Raw genomic sequence first — 16,011 nt, 5'->3', positions numbered from 1 at the left:
CATTGTCACCTGTTGATCTGCAACGGTAGCAATAGCGTGAGGCGAGATGTGGAAGAGCATGAGGTGCGTAAATGAGTCGCTATATCGCAACTGAATCCTTGATTCAAGATATTGAACAATCGGAGATTGATTACATGGTGGACCGGATGCGATCGATTCAGCTTCGAGATGACAATCCGGAGGGTGTCGAAATCGTACGTCTGGGTCGTGCGACATGTTTCTATAGCAAGACCATGCCTTGGCCTATGTTCAATACCGTAAAAGGATTGAGAAATGAAGATCTTGACCTCCTCGAGCCAATCCTGGCATTCTATCGAGAAAGAGATCGGCAGCCTCGAATTGAACTTGTCCCATCTCAAGTGGATGTGAATTTCATGGCTAATCTCGCACAGCGGGGGTTCTATCAATCGGGCTTCCATACCTCACTTTACATCGAACCTATGCAATATCAAGTAGATCGGCAGAATTCGATAGTTATTCGTGAACTGCAAAGTGATGAATTCGATGTGTATGCATCGATTCATTGTCTCGCGACGGGTCTCGGCACTCAAGGGATTCCGTATGTCTCAACGAACAACCGAATCCTGCATGATCGAAAAGGGTGGAATTTCTATCTTGCAACGGTTGATGATGTTCCGGCTGCGGTTGGCGTAATGTATATGCAGGATGGTATCGCGTCCTTGACGTTCGGGGCTACGCTCCCTGAATTCCGGAATCGCGGACTTCAACAAATGTTAATTCAATATCGAATCGAAGAAGCGTATCGTATGCAATGCAGACTGGTCGTAAGTCAATGTTCCTTTCTATCCAACAGCCATAGGAACATGGAGCGAGCGGGGATGCGGATCGGTTATGTTCGAGCGACATGGGAGCGAGGATCGTGAAATCAACCAAACAATTGTCGCGGCTTCGCAATGTGATTGCGAATGTGCAAGTTCATCTGTCCGTCGCAGCGCATACGAAGGTAGATCACGGATGGCGATCTATCAACTACGTACCTGACTTTAACCGCTTCTATTATATACTCGAAGGGGAAGGTCAGCTGACGATAGACGGAATTACGTACCGACCGAAGCCCGGTCAATTATTCGTAATGCCCGCAGGGGTTCGGCAATCGTATAGCGTCGTGAACGAGAATACATTCAGTAAATATTGGTGTCATTTTACCGCCCAAATCGGAGATATGGACTTATTCAAGCTGCTCAAGCTGCCGCATTTTATCGATGTGTCGAATCACGAGCATCTTATACAGCTGTTCCAACGGTTAATTCATTATCAAGAGAGTAAGGATTTCACGGCGATTATTATGCAGCGTTCTGTCCTACTGGAGATTGTAAGCGTCTTCCTCGAGGGGTCCTTACAAGGTCAATATGAACATCAATTGCATTATGATGCGAATCATCGGATGCACAAAATCCAAACCGTCCTGAAGTATATCGATCAGCATCTGGATCAGAACATAACCGTGCAGGAGATGGCAGAAGTGGTGCATTTCCACCCGAATTATTTTATCCGCTATTTCAACGAAATGATGGGGGTTACGCCTATTCAGTATGTTCACCAGATGAAGATGGAGAAGGCGAAATATATGCTAACGGCAACCGATGATTCGGTCTCCGAAATCTCCCAGGCCCTAGGTATGGAGCTATGCTTCTTCTCACGGGTATTCAAGAAACATACCGGTCTTCCTCCCTCGGGTTATCGTAAAATGTTTTGAATTGATTTGACGAAAAATAGGTTAATATTGTTCAAATTCATGTGAACATTAGCTATGTTATCCGATGTCGTTCATGTTTAGAATAAGGGTAGATTTTTCGAAGAGTTCCAATCCTGACCAGGAGAAATGAGGAGGTCTACACATGAGCACGAACGAACCGCGTTTATTAACCGATGAACAGATGAGACAGTTTATTACAGAAGGGTATTTACTGCTTCAGACGGATTTCTCGTCCGAGTTCCACCAACAGTTGCTTGAGCAATTGAATTACGTGTATAACCATGAAGGAAACCCCGGTAATAACCTGCTGCCCCGTGTTCGCGAGTTACAGAAAGTGATCGATCACCCGATCATTACGGGAGCCCTCACGAGTGTACTAGGACCGGATTATATGCTTCATGCACATCATCACGGTCATTTCAATAATTCGCCGCAACCTGGCGGATGGCACAAAGACAGTTACTTCGGCTATGGACGTATTCGCAATCACCACCCATGGTGGGCGATGATCATGTACTTCCCGCAAGATACACCAGTAGAGCTGGGACCTACAGGCATCATGCCGGGAACTCAGAACTACGCTACGAGAGTGTTCGAGCAAGATGAGAGCGAATCTGAGGCAAAGGCAAGTGGAGGCGCAGGTACCTTTGCGCTGATTGCTTATGATATCTGGCATCGGTCTACGGCGAACATCTTAGGTAAAGAGCGTTATATGCTGAAGTTCGAATTTATGCGTACGCAGATTCCAACTGTACCAAGCTGGGATCATCAACAACCTGAATGGGTTACACCAGCAGCTTTCTCGGCACCGATTCACCCGCATGAGTGCATTTGGCAGGAGACTTGGAACTGGATGCGTGGTGAAGTTGGAAGCAGTGCATCGGCAGCTGCATCTCAGGTAGGCGAAGTGTCCAGCCTGCTCGAACAATTGAACAGCGGCTCGAACGAGGAGCGGGTTACAGCAGCAGATCAGCTCGGGCTTTTACGGAGCAATAGCTCGGCAGATGAAGTGGTGACAGCTTTGGCAAAGGCGTTGGAAGATGTTTACGAACCCGTTGCATTGAATGCAGGTTATGCATTGGCACGGTATGGTGATCATGGCATCCAAGCGCTGCTCGAAGGGTTGCGTCATGAGGATCGTATCGTATCTTTGTCCGCTGCCTATGGTCTTTCCGTCGCTGGAGCGGGTGCAGTTGAAGGATTAACCGAAGCTTTAGACAGTGATCGTGAGGAGACCGTGACTCGTGCGATATTTGCTCTAGGTGAACTGCGGGAGCTTGCATCGGACAGCGTGCCACTCTTGATCGGACAGCTTCGTCATCCGTCCGCGAATGTTCGCATTAGTGTGGTTGAAGCATTAGGGAATATTGGACAGCCGCATGACATTATTGTTCAAGCTCTAGCGCGTTGCCTCAAAGATTCTGATACGCAAGTGCGCTTTATGACAGGTCTTTCTCTTGCAAAATTGGGAAAATCGGCTGAGGAGGCCGTGCCATCACTTATCGAGGCGCTGGATGATGAGAATCGGTATGTCCGAGCGCATGCTGCAGAAGCGTTATACTATATAGGAACGGAGAAGGCTGAACGTGCGCTGATCCATTTCCTCAAAATTGCACGCTGGTGCCCCTCCACGACACCTGCGAGCACATTCTATCCATAAACAACAGGATGCCGGAGCGATTCATTCGCCCGGCTTTTTTCTTGTTCAATTTGGTGGGCAATGAGCATAAAAGTGATGCCCTGAGACACACTAGGTAGGAAATAAATGTATCCATGCTATGGTTAAAGGGGCTAGCCATGAAGAAATCCGACTTACAAGATCAATTGGTGATGCGTCAAGTGGATGTATCAGAGATGGAGCAATTCTATGACTTGTTAAATTATGTGTTTCAGATCACGAATCATGATATCCAAGAAATCGGAAGCGAGTTCTTGAAGGAACAGAAGAGACCGTTGTTAAGCTTATGCGAGGTCATCGGATGGTTCGATCAAGATAAGCTGGTCTCCCAATTAATGATCTATCCATTTCACGTGAATATACACGGGGTGATCTACGCGATGGGAGGCATTACAGGGGTAGGGACATATCCAGAATATGCAGGTCACGGATTAATCCATACGCTGATGAGAGAAGCGCTGCGTCGGATGAAGGAGATGGGACAGTGCGTCTCCTATCTCTATCCTTACTCTATTCCGTTCTACCGGAAACAAGGGTGGGAGATTATTTCCGATCGCATCAAATATAAAATACGAGACACGCAGCTTCCGAAGCTATTTGACGTTCCAGGACGAACAGCACGAGTGGATTGGGATCATCCTGACAAAGAGCGCATCTATGAGTTATTCTCCGCACGAACCCATGCCGCGATGATCCGCGGGCATCTCGCTTGGGATGAACGCTTCCGTTGGGAACGACATGAACTATCGCTAGCGATTTATTATAACGAGGACAAGCTGCCCTCGGGATACCTCTGTTACAAAGTGGAAGAAGAAATGTTCCATGTACGAGAGATGGTCTATCTTGACAACGAGGCGCATCAAGGATTATGGAATTTCATCCATGCGCATTTTTCCATGGTTTATCATGTGAAAGGCACAATCTATACCAATGAGCAGCTTGCTTTTTACTTTCATGATGGAGAGATCGAGCAGTGGATCAGCCCGAATTATATGGCGCGAATCGTGGATGTTGAACAATTCCTTATAAAGTACGCGTTTCATCAAACGGCTCATTGTGAGCTCGTCCTCCGGATACAAGATCCGATGGCAGATTGGAATCAAGGAACCTTCTTCGTACGTATTGAGGCGGGGCGAGTAATTTCAATTCAACAGGTTGAGAATCGCAATGCAGATGTGGAGATGGATATTCAGACGTTCACAACGATGATGTTCAGTTATCGGAGTCCCGCGTATCTTCATAGTATCGACAGAATTCATGCGTCACTACAATGGATTGACCAATTGGAACAGATTATCCCTGATGCGCAGCCTTGGTTCGCTGATTATTTTTAATGACAGAATTCTTAATGCATTGATATAATGCGTGATGAGAATGATGTTGAGGGGGAAGGTACCATTGGATCGATTTGAGCAGCAATTATACAAATACGCAGACCTACTGATTAAAGTCGGCGTAAACTTACAACCAGCTCAAGTGTTGTGCTTAGAATCTCCTATTGAGACCCCTGAATTTACACGCATTGTCGTCCGTAAAGCTTATGAGGCTGGGGCGAAGTTCGTACAAGTCGTTTGGGTCGATGAGACGATATCCAGAATTCGGTTCGAGTCTGCGCCAGACGATTCGTTTACATACTACCCGCAGTGGACTGCTTCGACGATGGAGCAGTTATGTGAATCAGGAGGTGCGCTGCTTAGCTTGTTGGCAGACGATCCTGACCTGCTGAATGGGATCGATTCCGGTAAAATCTCAACGGCTGCCAAGGCAGCATCGATGGCAAGACAGAAATTCCGCAGCTATATTCGTACGAACAAAATAAGCTGGTGCCTGGCCAATGTTCCAACGCGGGCATGGGCTGACAAAGTGTTCGCTGATTTTCCGGAATCAGATCGTGTGCAGGCGTTATGGGATATACTCTTTAAGATCAATCGGATTGATCACGATGATCCCGTTGTTTCCTGGCAGAATCATATTCAATCCCTTCAGAATTTATCGGGGTTATTGAACGAGAAACGTTATAAGAAACTCCATTACAAAGGTCCGGGGACGGCGTTAACGGTAGAGCTCGTACAGGATCATGTATGGGTTGGAGGCGGTGGATGGAATCAGGATGGTGTCTATTTTGTCGCGAATATGCCGACGGAAGAAGTATTCACGATGCCGCACAGATCAGGTACGAACGGCTATGTATCCAGCACGATGCCGCTCAATTATAACGGAGGACTTATTGACGGATTTACATTAACCTTCAAAGATGGTCAAGTGGTTGATTATACAGCCAAAGTCGGCTATGAATCTTTGAAAGAATTGCTTGAGAGCGATGAAGGTGCTAAATACTTGGGAGAAGTCGCACTTGTTCCGCAGGACTCGCCAATTTCGAACTTGAATCGCGTTTTCTACGATACAGGCCTTGATGAGAATGCATCATGTCACTTGGCCATTGGTAGTGCATATCCATTTAATGTTCAGGAAGGGACACAATTGTCCAAAGAGGAACTCGAAGCACGCGGTGCGAACATGAGTATGACACATGTTGACTTCATGATCGGATCCACATCACTCGATATCGATGGCGAACTTGCTAATGGGACCACGGAACCTCTTTTCCGGCAAGGCAACTGGGTGATCGCAACAGCATAAACATGACAAGAAGACCATGAGAGCCTCATTCGGCGCTGCATGGTCTTCTTGCGTGAAGAGGGCTATCCAGACATTCTTATATGCACGCGCGGGTAACAATTACGAGCAGAATGAACAATACGAGGATTGTTCCAGTGCTAGTAAACAAGCCTAATCCACCTACTTCTCCCATGTTCCTCCCCCTCTCCAAGAAGACTTTGTACTACATGGTATTGTATGATAAAAGGACAAGGAATGATTGGGCAAATTACCGCACATATATAGGGTTAACGCATAAGATGAGAGGATACGGGTCAATTGTGTAAATAATACTTTCATATAACAAGTTATTGACTTTTGCTTATGATGTTAGGTATGATTAATCCAAGTTAATATTTCGGCGATGATCAAAGACATGATCTTCAATGCGGGCTGTCAGAGAGGGAAGTGTGTGGTGTGAGCTTCCTCAGTTAACGATTGTAGATTACCCCTTTGTAGCTGTGACGTTGAACCTGCATGATATTGCGGCGGTAAGCGTCACCGGCTTATCCACGATAATGGATACCAATAAGGATTTTCCTTCTGCCACCATGGACCAAGAGTCTAGCATGGCTGGAAGGGGATTGAATTAGGGTGGAACCACGAGCTGAACGCACTCGTCCCTTGCCGGGAGAGATGCGTTTTTTTGCGTTCAATGATAGATTGCGATAACGAAGAAATGGAGGAATTCACATGGAGATTCAAGTAACTTTGCCAGATGAAACAGTAAGGAGGTATGCACAAGGCACGACCATTGCGCAAGTGGCTGAATCCATAAGCCAAGGCCTTAAGAAGCAGGCGATTGCTGGGTTAATCCATGGGAATCCCTATGATCTGAGTCATTCGCTAGTGGAAGATTGCCGTCTTGAAATTGTTACACTGGATAGTAAGGCAGGACTTGACATTTATCGGCATAGTACAGCTCATGTGATGGCTCAGGCGATCAAGCGGATTTTCGGCCAAGATGCCGTTCAACTCGGGATTGGACCTGTCGTCGAAGATGGATTCTATTATGACATTGATATCGAACACCCACTGTCAACGCGTGATTTAGAGGCCATTGAGAAGGAAATGGGTAAAATCGTGCAAGAGAATCTTCCGATTGTCAGACGCGAGGTTCAGCGTGAAGAGGCCGTTCGAATGTACGAAGCGCTTCATGAGCCACTGAAGCTAGAACTCATTGCAGGACTACCAGCGGATGTTGTCATATCCATCTATGACCAAGGAGAGTTCTCAGATCTCTGCCGTGGACCACACTTGCCATCGACTGGACGAATTAAGGCATTTAAGCTGATGCACGTCGCGGGTGCGTACTGGCGCGGTGATTCGAACAATAAAATGCTGCAGCGGATCTATGGAACGGCATTTCCGAAGAAAGCGGATCTCGATGAGCATTTGCATATGTTGGAGGAAGCGAAGAAGCGGGATCATCGCAAATTAGGAAAAGAACTTGAGTTATTCATGTTCTCCGAAGAGGCACCCGGCATGCCGTTCTATCTACCGAAGGGAATGACAATCCGCAACGAACTGGAACACTTTGCTCGCGAGCTTCAGGTACCGCGTGGATATCAAGAGGTGCGCACGCCGCTTATGATGAATCAACGTCTATGGGAGCAGTCTGGGCACTGGAATCATTATCAAGAGAACATGTATTTTACAGAGGTCGATCTGACGAAATATGCGCTTAAGCCGATGAATTGTCCAGGGCATATGCTCGTGTTCAAGAACAAGTTGCGTTCTTATCGTGATCTACCGCTTCGGATTTCAGAATTTGGTCAAGTGCATCGGCACGAGTTCTCTGGTGCATTAAATGGGATGATGCGGGTACGCTCCTTCTGTCAAGATGATGCGCATATGTTCGTACGCCCTGATCAGATTGAGGAAGAAATCGGTCGGATCATCTCGTTGATTGATCTCATCTATCAAGTATTCGGGTTCTCGTATAAGATCGAGTTATCTACTCGGCCTGAGGATTCGATGGGTTCGGAAGAACTGTGGGACATGGCGGAGAAGTCGCTCCAACGTGTGTTAGATGATCGAGGCATCGAATATGGGATCAACGAGGGTGATGGTGCGTTCTATGGTCCGAAGATTGACTTCCATATTCTTGATGCGCTGAAGCGCAGCTGGCAATGCGGAACGATCCAACTGGACTTCCAGATGCCTGATAAATTCGACCTTTCTTACATTGGTGAAGATAATCAGAAACATCGTCCGGTTGTCATTCACCGAGCAGCATATGGCTCGATTGATCGATTTATCGGCATTATTACCGAACATTTCGCCGGAGCCTTCCCGTTATGGTTGGCACCCGTGCAGGTGAAGCTGCTGCCTGTCTCAGCGAATGAGATGGATTACGCCATGCAGGTGAAGGAAGCGCTGGAAGCCGCACAGATTCGCGTTGAAGTTGATAGTCGGGAAGAGAAGCTTGGGTATAAGATTCGTGAGGCCCAGCTGGAGAAAACGCCGTATATGTTCATCCTTGGCGCCCAAGAAAGGCTTGCGAATTCCTTATCCGTTCGGAAAAGAGATGAAGGAGACTTGGGTGTTAAGCAAATCGATGAGATGATCATCAAGCTGCAGGAAGAGATTCGAGCACGGCGGTAGGTCATAGGATCGCTTTACCACAAACCTTACATTTATTGGTTTGCGGTGAGGCGATCTTTTTGGCGTGTATATTCAAGTCCGATTCGAGCAAAATTAACACAAACTGGGATTCATTGGATCGGTTTCATCATTGGAGGGGAACAACATGGATAGTTTATGGATATTAGGTATTGTTATCATTCTTGCCGTTGCTTTTGATTTTATAAATGGGTTCCATGATACGGCGAATGCGATTGCTACATCGATCTCGACAAGAGCATTAACACCCAGAGCTGCCATTCTGCTCGCTGCTGTCATGAACTTCATCGGGGCACTCATGTTCTCGGGTGTCGCGAAGACGATTGGCGGCAGTGTGGCGGACCCTGCAACGCTCGATAACGGCGTTCAGATTGTAATAGCGACGTTAATCGCGGCGATCACCTGGAATTTAGTAACTTGGTGGTTCGGCATTCCATCATCCTCATCGCATGCGCTCATTGGTTCCTTGGCTGGTGCTGTGTTCATGGGAGCAGGTTCCGATCACGTGAATTGGAGCGGATTTATTGGCATTGTTAAAGGGCTTATCTTGTCACCGATTATCGGTTTTGCCATTGGTTATGTCGTCATGACGTTGTTAAAATGGATTTTCGCGAGCCGAAGCCCGCATGCCGTGAATCGCGGATTCCGGATTACGCAGATTTTCACGGCAGCGATGCAATCCTTCGCGCATGGAACCAATGATGCACAGAAGGCCATGGGGATTATCACCTTTGCGCTTGTAGCCGGAGGGGTTCAAGATACGTTAGATGTTCCGCTCTGGGTTAAGATTACAGCCGCAACTTCGATGGCACTGGGTTCATCCGTTGGCGGATGGAAGATTATTAAGACGATGGGGACGAAAATCTTCCGAATTGAACCAATCAATGGGTTCGCAGCAGATATTTCGGCAGCAAGCGTGATTCTAACCAGTACGTTACTGCACTTGCCCGTGAGTACTACACATGTCATTACTTCATCCATTCTGGGGGTGGGGTCCGCCAAGCGATTCTCATCGGTGAAATGGTCACTCGCGGGACGAATTGCGATGACTTGGATTATAACGATCCCGATAACGGCAGTTCTAGCGGGTATTATTGTGAAGGTGTTATTCTAAGGATCGTTCAGATGCAAATAAACCCATTTCAGATATCCATGGTTGACGGATAGATGGATGGGTTTTTTTGTGCTTCATTCAAGTTTGAGCCTCGTCTATACATACAATTCCACATAATGGTAATATAGGGGTGTTCTATGAAAACGTAGCGAGGAATAGAAAAGGGGGGTCAATGTATGACCACAAATATGGATTGGTTAATCGAAGCTGATATTGAACGAATGCAGGCAGCAATGGAATCAGGGAAACTCCGTGCTGTGGAGCTTGTAAAGTTCTATCTGGATCGAATTGATAAGTATGACGAGAAATTGAATTCCATTCTGGAAATAAATCCAGATGCACTTGCCATTGCAGAGGCATTGGATGATGAACGTCAGCTTCATGGCAGCAGGGGGCCCTTACACGGGATTCCCATTCTGTTAAAAGATAATATCGACACCCATGATAACATGCATACGAGTGCTGGTTCGATCGCACTTGCAAATTCGTATGCTGCAGAGGATTCATTCGTAGCAGCTAAGCTCAGAGCAGCAGGGGCGATTCTGCTCGGGAAAGCGAATATGACTGAGTGGGCGAATTTCATGTCGAGCACAATGTGGTCAGGATATAGCTCCAGAGGAGGTCTCGTATTGAATCCTTATGGACCCGGTGAAGTCTTCGTGGGCGGATCTAGCGCCGGATCGGGTGCATCGATCGCGGCCAATCTGGCCGCAGCTGCGATTGGTACGGAGACGTCGGGCTCGATCATCTGTCCTGCGAGCCAGAATAGCATCGTTGGTATCAAACCGACGATTGGACTTGTGAGCAGAACAGGAATTATCCCGATTGCGCATTCCCAGGATTCAGCGGGTCCTATGACAAGAACCGTTCGGGATACAGCGATTTTATTGGGTGCGATGACTGGGGTAGATTTGAGAGATCCTGCAACGGCTTCGAGTGAAGAACATGCACATTCCGATTATACGCAATTCCTAGATGCAGATTACCTTCAGAATGCACGAATAGGCGTGCCAAGATGTTATATTCGGGATCTAGACCCTGATCGGCTAGAGATCTTCGAAGCGGCGATCGAAGTCCTTAAGCGTAAGGGTGCTACGATAATTGATCCCGTCGATATCCCGTGTGAACATACGGCATGGGGTCCTAATATTATGAGATATGAGTTCAAGAAAGGCCTAAATGATTATTTGGCGCGATTAGATGATTCCGTACCCGTCCGTTCCTTGCAAGATGTGATTCATTACAATGATGTCCATGCAGAAATTGCATTAAAGTATGGCCAGGATGTGCTGATATGGGCTGAGGAGACGGTTGGGGATTTGTCTGAGCCTGAATATTGGGAGAGTCTTGCACTCAACAAGGAGATGGCATCTGACCAAGGGATCGATCGCGTACTGAAGGAACATCAACTGGATGCCCTAATGCTGCTAGCCTTTGAGGATGGAGTCGATCTTGCGGCAAAGGTAGGATATCCTGTTATCACCGTACCTGGCGGCTATGCGATTGACGGAATAACGGCGGAGGGCGGTTATAATACGAAAGGACCGCAAGGAATTACATTTATCGGAACGGCATACAGTGAGCCGACGCTGCTCAAGATCGCTTATGGTTACGAGCAAGCAACGCTGCATCGTGTTCCACCTCAGTTAGATGCTCTCATACATGGTTAACAGGCATCAAGGCATCATTTTCATTTCAATATTCCCTCTGAAAGGTGTTGAACAATGATCACGAAGTCGGAGCAAGAATTAGCGATTATGCGTGAAGCGGGACGAATTGTTGCCGAAAGTCATGCATTTCTCGCGGAGAAGATTAAACCAGGCGTTACAACACAAGAGTTGGATCAGATGGTGGAGAATCATATCCGTAAAAGAGGCGCGCTACCAAGTTTTAAGGGACATCACGGCTTTACAGCCTCCATATGCGCTGCAAGAAATGATGTCATCTGTCATGGGTTTCCGGATGATGAGCCCTTGCAAGATGGAGATGTCATTACGATCGACCTCGGCGCATTCTACAAAGGGTTTCATGGGGATTCGGGTTGGACGTATGCCGTAGGGCAAGTCTCTGATAAAATTACGAAGCTGATGAAGGATTGTCATACAGGTTTGATGCTCGGCATCGAGCAGGCGGTGATTGGAAAGCGAGTGGGTGATATTGGGCATGCGATACAGTCCTTTGCCGATCAGCACAAGTACGGGAATGTTAGAGAATTTACGGGTCATGGCATTGGTCAAGATCTTTGGGAAGAGCCGGCTGTACCGCACCATGGTCGTCGAGGCACTGGGGCACTGTTGAAAAAGGGGCTAGTTCTTGCCATCGAACCGATGTTCACACTTGGGGATTGGCGCGCTTTTATCGATGAGGATGGTTGGACCGCTCGAACAATGGATGGCTCGATCTGTGTACAATATGAACATACCGTTGCGATTACGGAACACGGCCCTGAAATCTTAACGAAATTATAGATTTGCCAGCATTTTCTTGATATTCACCTTGAACTTCGTTATAATGACACTATTCTGCACTTAAGGGAGAGACTTTGATGTTGGTGGTCGTTCTTAACTAATCAAATTCCATAGAGAGGATTCGTACGCGCGAATGAACGTTGTTGAAATTTTGAAATTGACAATGTTAATTTTGTGCTGCAGAGCGAAGGACCTCGGAATTAGTTAAGAACAGCGGATATCATACAATGCCCTAGGTGTATACCTATCATTCATGACGCCTAAATCCGTGCTGTTTTCAGCGCGGATTTTTTTGTGGTTTTTTTACGGCGGATATGTAGGTAGGACATCAAAATTTAAGGCAGAGAATGACGACGGTCATTCTCTGCCTTTTTTTTATTCAAAGGAGGAAATTAGAAGATGGATCAAGCAAATCTGCAACGACTGGAATACGGGAAAGTGAAAGAATTATTAGCGCACCATGCCGCTTCTTATCTAGGAAGACGTCATATTGAGGCGATGGAGCCGATGACGCAGTTCAAGATGATTCGCCAGAAGCTGGATGAGACAGCTGAGGCCAAGGTGATTCTTCAGAACGGTGGGAGCGTACCGATCCCTTCGCTCGAGGGCTTCGAGCATATCCTGGATCTGATGGATACGGGCTACGTCTTCACAGAGCAAGACTTCTCGCACATCCATACCTTTCTGCACAGCTGCGCGCAGCTCATTAAGTATATGGGAACGAAGGCCATGATTGCACCGCATATTAGCGCCTATGCCGCATCGATGTATGAACTCTCGACGCTCAAAACTGAAATTGAACGCTGCATTCGAAATGGTCGAGTCACGGATTTCGCGAGTAAGGATCTTGCGAAAGTACGCAAGCGGATCGCGGTGATTGAAGAGCGCTTGAAGAGTCGGCTTGATGCTCTGATGAACAAGCACAGTTCGATTTTGCAAGAGAGGATAATAAGCATGCGTAATGATCGTTATGTGCTTCCCATCCGCAGAGAACATCGCAAACAAATCAAGGGTACCGTCTTGGATGAATCGGCTAGCGGTCAGACGGTCTTCATTGAGCCTGCGGATATTGCACATGTCCAGCATGAGCTTGCGAGCTACAGAGCGGAGGAAGCGCGAATCGAAGCCAAAGTATTAAGCGACTTGACGGCATTCGTCGAGCAATACACTTATGAGATTCAAGTGAATGTCGATACGGTAGGGATTTATGACTTCGTGTTCGCGAAAGCGAAATATGCCATGACCATGAACGGCAAAAATGTACGATTGAATGATGAAGGTATGATGGATGTGATTGAAGCTAGACATCCCCTGCTTCGGAATATGGTGCCGCTTCATTTCGCAATAGGACGTTATTATAAGTCCCTTATCATAACGGGCCCGAACACGGGCGGGAAGACGCTTGCACTGAAGACCGTTGGACTTCTTACCTTGATGGTTCAATCAGGCTTATTAGTTCCCGCAGCGGAAGAGAGCATGTTCTCGGTCTTCGATCAAGTGATGGTAGACATTGGTGATGGACAGAGTATTGAGCATGCCCTCAGCACATTTTCAGCGCATATTCGTCATGTCATTGATATTCTTCAAGTAGCAAGCCGAGGAACGCTGATTCTCATCGATGAGATGGCATCAGGAACAGATCCGGGCGAAGGGGTTGGATTATCGATCGCGATTCTTGAAGAGCTTCACCGCCGAGGTTCGACGGTCGTGGCGACGACACATTTTACCGAGATTAAAAATTTCGCTTCGTTGAATCCCGGGTTTGAGAATGCAAGAATGGCGTTTGATCCAGAGACGTTGCAACCTGCATATCGGCTTATTATCGGGGAGGCAGGACAGAGCTATGCGTTCCTGATTGCGAAGAAGCTAGGACTCCCTGAGGAGATTATCACACGCTCACAGGAAATCACCTCGCAAGGTGTGAAAGCGGAATTGCCGCGCGATCAGACATTCGTAGCGTTCAAGTCAGTTGATGATCGTGTGATCCACAATATGCCGAGTCAGCAGCAGAAACAGCTGGAGAAAGCTTCAGTAGATCGAGGGGAGGAACGTGCGCTTGTTCGTGAACCACAATCGAACGAAGTCAATGCCCTGCATGCGGAGAAGGAAGAACGTCCAAGCAAGCAAAGGCCGCTGCAGCTGGGTGACCGCGTTCGGATACCCTATCTCGACCGAACCGGCGTGATCTATGAGACCGAGGACGCCAGAGGGGTCATCGGTGTTATGATTCAGAAGCAGAAACTGAAGATCAATAAGAAACGAGTCGAGCTCTATATTGAAGCCAAAGATCTCTATGGCGAAGACTACGATCTGAGCATCGTGCTCGATTCGAAAGCCAATCGTAAGAAGCGTAAGCTCATGAATCGCAAGCATGTGGAAGGATTAACGATTGAGATGTCCTCTGACGAGTAAGTGCGGTAGAACAGGTTTCCAAACCATCGTTTTGCCGATATAATTGGGATATTGAGCAGCGGAAGGAGTCGGCTGAAGATAATGGAACGATTATATCAACAGATGGAATTCATCATTGAATTGGATAAGTTGAAAAATATTATTCGAAGAACCAAATTGATCTACACGGATCGGAATGAAAACGACGCGGAGCATTCTTGGCATCTGGCGATGATGGCGATGAATCTCTGTGAGCATGCGAATGAACCGAACTTAGATGTCAGTAAGGTCATACGAATGGTCTTGATTCATGATATTGTCGAGATTGACGCGGGAGATACGTATGCTTATGATGTATCCGGTCATGCGGACAAATATGAGCGTGAATATCAAGCGGCCGAGCGAATATTTGGCCTACTGCCTGCAGATCAGAAGCAAGAGTATATGGCATTATGGCAGGAATTCGAAGACGGGAAGAGCGCTGAGGCGAAGTTCGCCATGGCGCTCGATCGCTTGCAGCCGCTCATTCACAACTATAAGAATCAAGGGAGTATATGGGCAGCGAACGGAATTAAGATTGCACAGGTCCGGGAACGCAGCCACAAAATCAGAGAAGGCTCGGAGTCGCTATGGAAGTATGCGCAAGAGATTATCGATAAGAGTATCGCGCAAGGGTTTCTATCGGAGTAAATGATCGAATTAGAACTAGTGAACGAATATTACATCGCCTGTCCGACGCCTTAGACCGTGTATTGTAGGAGCGAATGAAAATGTTAAAGTATAATATTTGTTTTATTAAGCGAGGGGAAGAGATTCTCTTACTAAATCGCGAGAAATCCAGCTGGATGGGATGCTGGAATGGGATCGGCGGGAAACTTGAAGCCTATGAGACCATCCGAGAATCGATGATTCGTGAGATTCAGGAAGAAACCCGAATGGATATCGAAGATCTTCAGTTTAAAGGCATGATTACATGGACCGTCGACGAGGTGTATTATGGCGGGATGTATATCTATTTGGCTGAAGTACCGGTAGATTTCGAGTATCCTACGCCGATTCGAACCGATGAAGGCATACTGGATTGGAAGACCGTTCCTTGGATCGTTCATCCGGAGAATCATGGGATTGCGACGAACATTCCACATACCTTGCCTATGATATTAGAGGATCCAATATGCTATGATCATCATTGCATTTATGAAGGGTCGCAGTTCAAACAGATGACGTCCCACGTCATTGACGCACGAATGGAAGATGATGGTGCACTGTTGCAGGAGTATCTTAAGCAGCATGCGAATAAGCAATTGTCCATGGCCTAAGCAGATCGTCGGCATAAACGAAAGCCCTTCGCAGGAACGTG

General features: G+C 47.1%; 14 protein-coding genes. 13 read left to right on the top strand and 1 reads right to left on the bottom strand.

The genetic code is table 11. The features are described 5' to 3' along the window. Positions 1 to 71: 71 nt before the first annotated feature. The 5 genes from ACFQZR_RS15520 (at position 72) to ACFQZR_RS15500 (ending at position 6,035) form a co-directional block, all read left to right on the top strand. Positions 72 to 884: a GNAT family N-acetyltransferase gene (locus ACFQZR_RS15520; protein ID WP_379347357.1), complete on the top strand. Its 813-nt coding sequence runs from the start codon at positions 72 to 74 to the stop codon at positions 882 to 884. After that, on the top strand, positions 881 to 1,717 hold the full coding sequence (locus ACFQZR_RS15515) for a helix-turn-helix domain-containing protein (protein ID WP_379347355.1): 837 nt from the start codon (positions 881 to 883) through the stop codon (positions 1,715 to 1,717). The genes ACFQZR_RS15520 and ACFQZR_RS15515 overlap by 4 nt, the downstream gene beginning before the upstream one ends. 142 nt (positions 1,718 to 1,859) lie before the next feature. After that, positions 1,860 to 3,377 (top strand): HEAT repeat domain-containing protein, encoded by a 1,518-nt coding sequence (locus tag ACFQZR_RS15510; protein ID WP_379347353.1) that lies wholly within the window; start codon positions 1,860 to 1,862, stop codon positions 3,375 to 3,377. A gap of 137 nt (positions 3,378 to 3,514) precedes the next feature. After that, positions 3,515 to 4,729, top strand: coding sequence for a GNAT family N-acetyltransferase (locus ACFQZR_RS15505; protein WP_379347351.1), 1,215 nt, complete (start codon positions 3,515 to 3,517; stop codon positions 4,727 to 4,729). Positions 4,730 to 4,793: 64 nt separating this feature from the next. After that, entirely contained in the window at positions 4,794 to 6,035 is a 1,242-nt protein-coding gene (locus ACFQZR_RS15500) for an aminopeptidase (protein ID WP_379347349.1), read from the top strand. 76 nt (positions 6,036 to 6,111) lie between these two features. Here the strand turns inward: ACFQZR_RS15500 and ACFQZR_RS15495 are convergent, their stop codons facing one another. Next, on the bottom strand, positions 6,112 to 6,207 hold the full coding sequence (locus ACFQZR_RS15495; protein ID WP_379347347.1) for a YjcZ family sporulation protein: 96 nt from the start codon (positions 6,205 to 6,207) through the stop codon (positions 6,112 to 6,114). Positions 6,208 to 6,439: 232 nt separating this feature from the next. Here ACFQZR_RS15495 and ACFQZR_RS15490 point away from each other — a divergent pair, with 232 nt between their 5' ends. From ACFQZR_RS15490 to ACFQZR_RS15455, 8 genes are all read left to right on the top strand, one after another. Then, a complete protein-coding gene (locus ACFQZR_RS15490; RefSeq protein WP_379347345.1) occupies positions 6,440 to 6,646 on the top strand; it encodes a hypothetical protein in 207 nt (68 codons plus the stop codon). Positions 6,647 to 6,746: 100 nt separating this feature from the next. Then, on the top strand, positions 6,747 to 8,660 hold the full coding sequence (gene thrS, locus ACFQZR_RS15485; RefSeq protein WP_379347343.1) for a threonine--tRNA ligase: 1,914 nt from the start codon (positions 6,747 to 6,749) through the stop codon (positions 8,658 to 8,660). 145 nt (positions 8,661 to 8,805) lie between these two features. Further along, positions 8,806 to 9,792 (top strand): inorganic phosphate transporter, encoded by a 987-nt coding sequence (locus ACFQZR_RS15480; protein WP_018758182.1) that lies wholly within the window; start codon positions 8,806 to 8,808, stop codon positions 9,790 to 9,792. A 176-nt stretch (positions 9,793 to 9,968) separates the two neighbouring features. Next, positions 9,969 to 11,462, top strand: a complete 1,494-nt coding sequence (locus ACFQZR_RS15475; protein ID WP_379347340.1) for an amidase family protein — start codon at positions 9,969 to 9,971, stop codon at positions 11,460 to 11,462. 54 nt (positions 11,463 to 11,516) lie between these two features. Continuing rightward, positions 11,517 to 12,260, top strand: a complete 744-nt coding sequence (map, locus tag ACFQZR_RS15470; protein WP_379347338.1) for a type I methionyl aminopeptidase — start codon at positions 11,517 to 11,519, stop codon at positions 12,258 to 12,260. 399 nt (positions 12,261 to 12,659) lie between these two features. Then, positions 12,660 to 14,672, top strand: a complete 2,013-nt coding sequence (locus ACFQZR_RS15465; protein ID WP_379347336.1) for an endonuclease MutS2 — start codon at positions 12,660 to 12,662, stop codon at positions 14,670 to 14,672. Positions 14,673 to 14,753: 81 nt separating this feature from the next. Beyond that, positions 14,754 to 15,341: an HD domain-containing protein gene (locus ACFQZR_RS15460; protein WP_379347334.1), complete on the top strand. Its 588-nt coding sequence runs from the start codon at positions 14,754 to 14,756 to the stop codon at positions 15,339 to 15,341. 80 nt (positions 15,342 to 15,421) lie between these two features. Beyond that, a complete protein-coding gene (locus ACFQZR_RS15455) occupies positions 15,422 to 15,970 on the top strand; it encodes an NUDIX hydrolase (protein WP_379347331.1) in 549 nt (182 codons plus the stop codon). Positions 15,971 to 16,011 lie beyond the last annotated feature (41 nt).

The sequence above is a fragment of the Paenibacillus sp. GCM10027629 genome (assembly GCF_042676425.1).
In the GTDB taxonomy this organism is placed as follows: Bacteria; Bacillota; Bacilli; order Paenibacillales; family Paenibacillaceae; genus Paenibacillus_K; species Paenibacillus_K terrigena.
The sequence above is the reverse complement of the archived record's forward strand: the minus strand, read 5'-3'. Positions and strand labels throughout refer to the sequence as shown.

What these genes read in the sequence shown, in the direction of transcription:
- ACFQZR_RS15520 (WP_379347357.1), top strand. Translation starts at nt 72, where the DNA reads ATGAGTCGCTATATCGCAACTGAATCCTTGATTCAAGATATTGAACAA.
- ACFQZR_RS15510 (WP_379347353.1), top strand. Translation starts at nt 1,860, where the DNA reads ATGAGCACGAACGAACCGCGTTTATTAACCGATGAACAGATGAGACAG.
- ACFQZR_RS15505 (WP_379347351.1), top strand. Translation starts at nt 3,515, where the DNA reads ATGAAGAAATCCGACTTACAAGATCAATTGGTGATGCGTCAAGTGGAT.
- ACFQZR_RS15495 (WP_379347347.1), bottom strand. Translation starts at nt 6,207, where the DNA reads ATGGGAGAAGTAGGTGGATTAGGCTTGTTTACTAGCACTGGAACAATC.
- ACFQZR_RS15490 (WP_379347345.1), top strand. Translation starts at nt 6,440, where the DNA reads ATGCGGGCTGTCAGAGAGGGAAGTGTGTGGTGTGAGCTTCCTCAGTTA.
- thrS (WP_379347343.1), top strand. Translation starts at nt 6,747, where the DNA reads ATGGAGATTCAAGTAACTTTGCCAGATGAAACAGTAAGGAGGTATGCA.
- ACFQZR_RS15480 (WP_018758182.1), top strand. Translation starts at nt 8,806, where the DNA reads ATGGATAGTTTATGGATATTAGGTATTGTTATCATTCTTGCCGTTGCT.
- ACFQZR_RS15475 (WP_379347340.1), top strand. Translation starts at nt 9,969, where the DNA reads ATGACCACAAATATGGATTGGTTAATCGAAGCTGATATTGAACGAATG.
- map (WP_379347338.1), top strand. Translation starts at nt 11,517, where the DNA reads ATGATCACGAAGTCGGAGCAAGAATTAGCGATTATGCGTGAAGCGGGA.
- ACFQZR_RS15465 (WP_379347336.1), top strand. Translation starts at nt 12,660, where the DNA reads ATGGATCAAGCAAATCTGCAACGACTGGAATACGGGAAAGTGAAAGAA.
- ACFQZR_RS15460 (WP_379347334.1), top strand. Translation starts at nt 14,754, where the DNA reads ATGGAACGATTATATCAACAGATGGAATTCATCATTGAATTGGATAAG.
- ACFQZR_RS15455 (WP_379347331.1), top strand. Translation starts at nt 15,422, where the DNA reads ATGTTAAAGTATAATATTTGTTTTATTAAGCGAGGGGAAGAGATTCTC.